4 protein-coding genes are annotated in these 4,086 nt (G+C 35.0%); all 4 read left to right on the forward strand.

Annotated elements, in window-relative coordinates; all coding sequences use genetic code 11:
• Positions 1-200 precede the first annotated feature (200 nt).
• The 4 genes from COI44_RS23280 to COI44_RS23295 all read left to right on the forward strand — a co-directional run bounded on the left by COI44_RS23280 (position 201) and on the right by COI44_RS23295 (position 3,903).
• The gene (locus tag COI44_RS23280) at positions 201-776 is read left to right on the forward strand and encodes a TetR/AcrR family transcriptional regulator (RefSeq protein ID WP_098430015.1); all 576 of its coding nucleotides are present in this window, start codon (positions 201-203) and stop codon (positions 774-776) included.
• Between the two features lie 110 nt (positions 777-886).
• On the forward strand, positions 887-1,735 hold the full coding sequence (locus COI44_RS23285; RefSeq protein ID WP_098430016.1) for an alpha/beta fold hydrolase: 849 nt from the start codon (positions 887-889) through the stop codon (positions 1,733-1,735).
• 14 nt (positions 1,736-1,749) lie between these two features.
• Entirely contained in the window at positions 1,750-2,808 is a 1,059-nt protein-coding gene (locus COI44_RS23290; protein WP_098430017.1) for an alkene reductase, read from the forward strand.
• A 102-nt stretch (positions 2,809-2,910) separates the two neighbouring features.
• Positions 2,911-3,903, forward strand: coding sequence for an NADP-dependent oxidoreductase (locus COI44_RS23295; RefSeq protein WP_098430018.1), 993 nt, complete (start codon positions 2,911-2,913; stop codon positions 3,901-3,903).
• Positions 3,904-4,086: the final 183 nt, after the last annotated feature.

The following is a 4,086-nucleotide window of genomic DNA, read 5'->3' on the forward strand; positions in this document are numbered from 1 at the left end:
CTTACCTATCTGTATCAATATGTAGCAAATGCGTTGGAAATTATTGGTTAGTTATAATTCTTTACTAATCGTTCTAAAAAGGGTATTATTTAATCATGGTTTGAAATTCATGTGTTTATTTTAGAACGTTCATTCTATAATAGATTATGACGTTTGTTTTTGTTAGTATTGGTTCATGTATTTTTTTAAGGAGAAATAAAATGGCTAGAAGTAAAGAGTTTGATGAAAAAGCAGTATTAAGAAAAGCAATGGAGCTTTTCTGGGAACAGGGTTATGAAAAAACATCCATGCAAGATTTGGTGGATCATATGGGGATACACCGCGGGAGTATATATGACACATTTGGTGACAAGCGTTCACTGTTTTTAGCTTCGCTTAATCACTATGAAGAGCTCATCGTCAATGAGATGGAAAGCATAATTAGCAGCACTTCATCCATTAAACAGGCGATACGTGATGTTTTTATTTTCATACTGAATTCCATTGAACAATACCCAAAAGGTTGTCTATCAGTAAATGCAGCCATTGAATTATCTTTGTTGGACAAAGAAATTGGACGCATAGTTACAAAAATGTTTAACCGTACTGAAGATATGTTTAATAACCTTATAAAACAGGGCCAAACTAGTGGAGAGCTATCAAAAGAAATCGATTCTGACAACACATCTCGTTTCTTACACAACAATTTGGTAGGTATAAGAGTACTAATAAAAACTAATTACAATAAAAAAGAATTAGAAGGCATCATCACTCTAGCACTTTCAGTGTTGGACTAGCTTTCTTTTTTTACCCTTTTTAGAACGCTCATTCTAAAATAAGCATGAAACAAACCATCATAATGCATACTTATAAAATCGTTTTTTAATTTCTAAGGAGGAACACAAAAATGACAAAATTTAAAATACCAACAGAATCAGAATTTATTGAAGCAGATGGAACTCGTTACGCATATAGAAAATTTGGTACACAAGATGGTATACCAGTAGTATTTCTTGTTCACTTTAGAGGAACGATGGAAAACTGGGATCCAAACATGCTTGTACCTATTGCAAATACACGCCCAGTAATCTTATTTGACAATAAAGGGGTTGGTGAGACCGATGGACTAACGCCTACTACAATTGCTGATATGGCAAAAGATACAGCAACATTTATAAAAACTCTTGGATTAGAACAAGTTGACATTCTTGGTTTTTCCATTGGTGGCATGGTTGCACAAGAGCTAGCTTTACAAGAAGGAGATTTAGTAAGAAAAATTATTATGGCAGGTACTTCACCTGAATCTGGTATTAATCCAAATCCAGAGATTTTTGAAAGAATGAATCGTCACGGCGGAACGGAAGAAGATGGAATAAATGATTTTATGTTCTTTTTCTACGAACAAACCGAAACAAGTAAATCTGCAGGAATGGCTTCACTACAAAGAATTTTTAATCAGAAAAAAGTAAACAGTTCAGAACAAGTAAAAGAGGCACAATTACAAGCCATTGCAAAATGGGCTAAACAAAAATCTAATCATGATTATGAATGGTTACAAAACATCAAACACCCTGTACTTGTTACTAATGGTGTTAATGATGTGATGGTACCGACTAAAAACAGTTATATCTTAACAGAGAAATTACCCAAAGCACAGCTGATTATATATCCTGATTCTGGTCACGGGCATCTGTTTCAATTTCCAGAACTATTTGCAGAACACGTAAATTCATTTCTTGATGCTAATTCTTATTAAAAAGGAGTATTCATATGAGCAGATTATTTGAAAAAGTTCGTATCGGAAACATTGACTTAAAAAATCGTATAGGTATGGCTCCGATGACTAGAAGTAGAGCTTTACCAGATGGTACACCGAGCGATTTAGTAGCAGAGTACTATGGTCAGCGTGCTTCAGTCGGTTTAATTATAAGCGAAGGAACCCAACCTTCAGATGATGGGCAAGGTTACACTAATACACCTGGTATTTATACAGAAAATCATATTAAAGGGTGGAAAAAAGTAACTTCTAAAGTTCATAGTGAAGGCGGTCATATTTTTGTTCAGCTTATGCATGTGGGACGTGTATCACACCCTGATAACACACCTCACCACCGCCAAGCAGTTGCACCGTCAGCTATCGCACCTGGTGTAGAAATTTTCACGGCAGAAGGAATGAAAGAAATTCCAACACCAAGAGAATTGAGTGAGCTTGAGATAAAAGATGTTATCAATGAGTTTCGTTTAGCAGCACGTTCAGCAATTGAAGCTGGTGCAGACGGAGTTGAAATTCATGGAGCGAATGGTTATCTGATCCAACAATTCCTTAGTGAAAACTCCAATCATCGTCAAGATGCATACGGTGGTACGATTGAGGGTCGTTCTCGATTCGCTATTGAAGTAGCTAAAGCAGTTGTTGATGAAATAGGAGCAGAAAGAACAGGCATCCGTTTTTCTCCTCAAGGAACACTGCAAGGCATTGATGAGGGGGAAAATAGCCTTGAGATGTATCGCTATTTAATAAGTGAATTAAATAAGCTTAACCTTGCATATCTACATTTAATGCACTTTGGAAACGAGCAATTCCTAAAAGATGTGCGTCAACTTTGGGATCAATCACTTCTTGTTAACCGTCCAGGTCGTCCTCTAGATCAACTTTCGTCTGATGTAGATAATAATCATGCGGATGTTGTCACAGTAGGTACTTGGGTACTAGCTAATCCAGACTTTGTAGAACGAATTCAATCAGGTGCTCCCCTAAACGAACCTGATAAAAACACGCTTTATGCAGGAGGAAAAGAAGGTTATACAGATTATCCTTTCTTAAAATAGTTTATTTAATATGAATATCCCATCTAGGGATATTCATAATCTTTTTTCTTATGTTCGTTATGAAAAGATACATGTGCGTAAATAAAAATGTGGAGGATTATAATGAAAGCTTTAGCAATTGAAAACTACGGTAAAAAACCAAATTTTTTAGACTTCCCTATGCCCAAAATAAATAATGACGAGGTCTTAGTTGAGATATATGCGGCAAGTATAAATCCTCTTGATACAAAAATTCGAAAAGGTGAATTAAAATTATTATTGAAATACAAGATGCCGTTAATTTTAGGAAATGATTTTTCTGGAAAAATTGTTGAAGTAGGTACTAGTGTCACGAAGTTTAAAGTCGGTGATGAGGTATATGGTCGACCTAGAGCAAATAAAATGGGAACTTTTACTGAATATCTCTCTGTTAACCAAGAAGATATTACATTAAAACCTAAAAATTTAAGTTTTGAAGAAGCCGCCTCCATCCCTCTAGTCGGATTGACATCCTACCAAGCTTTACATGATATTCTGCGAATTGAAAAAGGACATAAAATATTAATACATGCAGGATCAGGGGGAGTAGGAACATTTGCTATCCAACTTGCAAAACATATGGGTGCTTTTGTCGCAACTACAGCTAGTGATGGTAGTGATTTAGTAAAATCTCTTGGCGCTGACGAAGTTATTAATTACAAGACAGAAAAGTTCGAACATTCGATTCGTGACTACAACGCAGTTCTTGATACCATTGGGGGAGCGACGTTAGAGAGATCATTTGTAACATTAAAAAAAGGAGGAAAGATTGTTTCTATATCTGGAATCCCGAATGGTCGCTTTGCTAAAGAAAATGGATTTAGCTCATTTAAAAAAACCTTATTTTCAATTGCAAGTTATAAACTTACGAAGCTAGAAAAAAAACATAATGTCCAATACACGTTTCTTTTTATGAAGCATAGTGGAGAGCAGTTGAAAATTTTAACAAAAATGTTAGAGTCAGAAGTGATTAAGCCTACACTTGATAAAGTTTTTATTTTCGAAGATGCCCAAAAAGCATTGGAGTATGCAGAGGCGGGAAGAGCAAAAGGAAAAATAGTACTTAAATTAAAATAATTAGTCTTATCTAACAAACCTTTCCTTAGGTAGAAAGTGTTTGTTTTTTTAACTTATCGAGGTTGCTTATATAACTTACGGGTGCGTTAGTTATATAACGACGTTTAGAGCAAAATAATCGGGTCCTATTTTACTATTTGACAGTATAGAGCATAAAAATATGGTATAAAAATATTGTCGAAT

Origin of the sequence: Bacillus sp. AFS088145 (assembly GCF_002564465.1) — a bacterium.
Taxonomy (GTDB): domain Bacteria; phylum Bacillota; class Bacilli; order Bacillales; family Bacillaceae_G; genus Gottfriedia.

Coding starts and splice junctions, on each gene's coding strand:
- COI44_RS23285 (WP_098430016.1), top strand. CDS start 887: ATGACAAAATTTAAAATACCAACAGAATCAGAATTTATTGAAGCAGAT.
- COI44_RS23280 (WP_098430015.1), top strand. CDS start 201: ATGGCTAGAAGTAAAGAGTTTGATGAAAAAGCAGTATTAAGAAAAGCA.
- COI44_RS23290 (WP_098430017.1), top strand. CDS start 1,750: ATGAGCAGATTATTTGAAAAAGTTCGTATCGGAAACATTGACTTAAAA.
- COI44_RS23295 (WP_098430018.1), top strand. CDS start 2,911: ATGAAAGCTTTAGCAATTGAAAACTACGGTAAAAAACCAAATTTTTTA.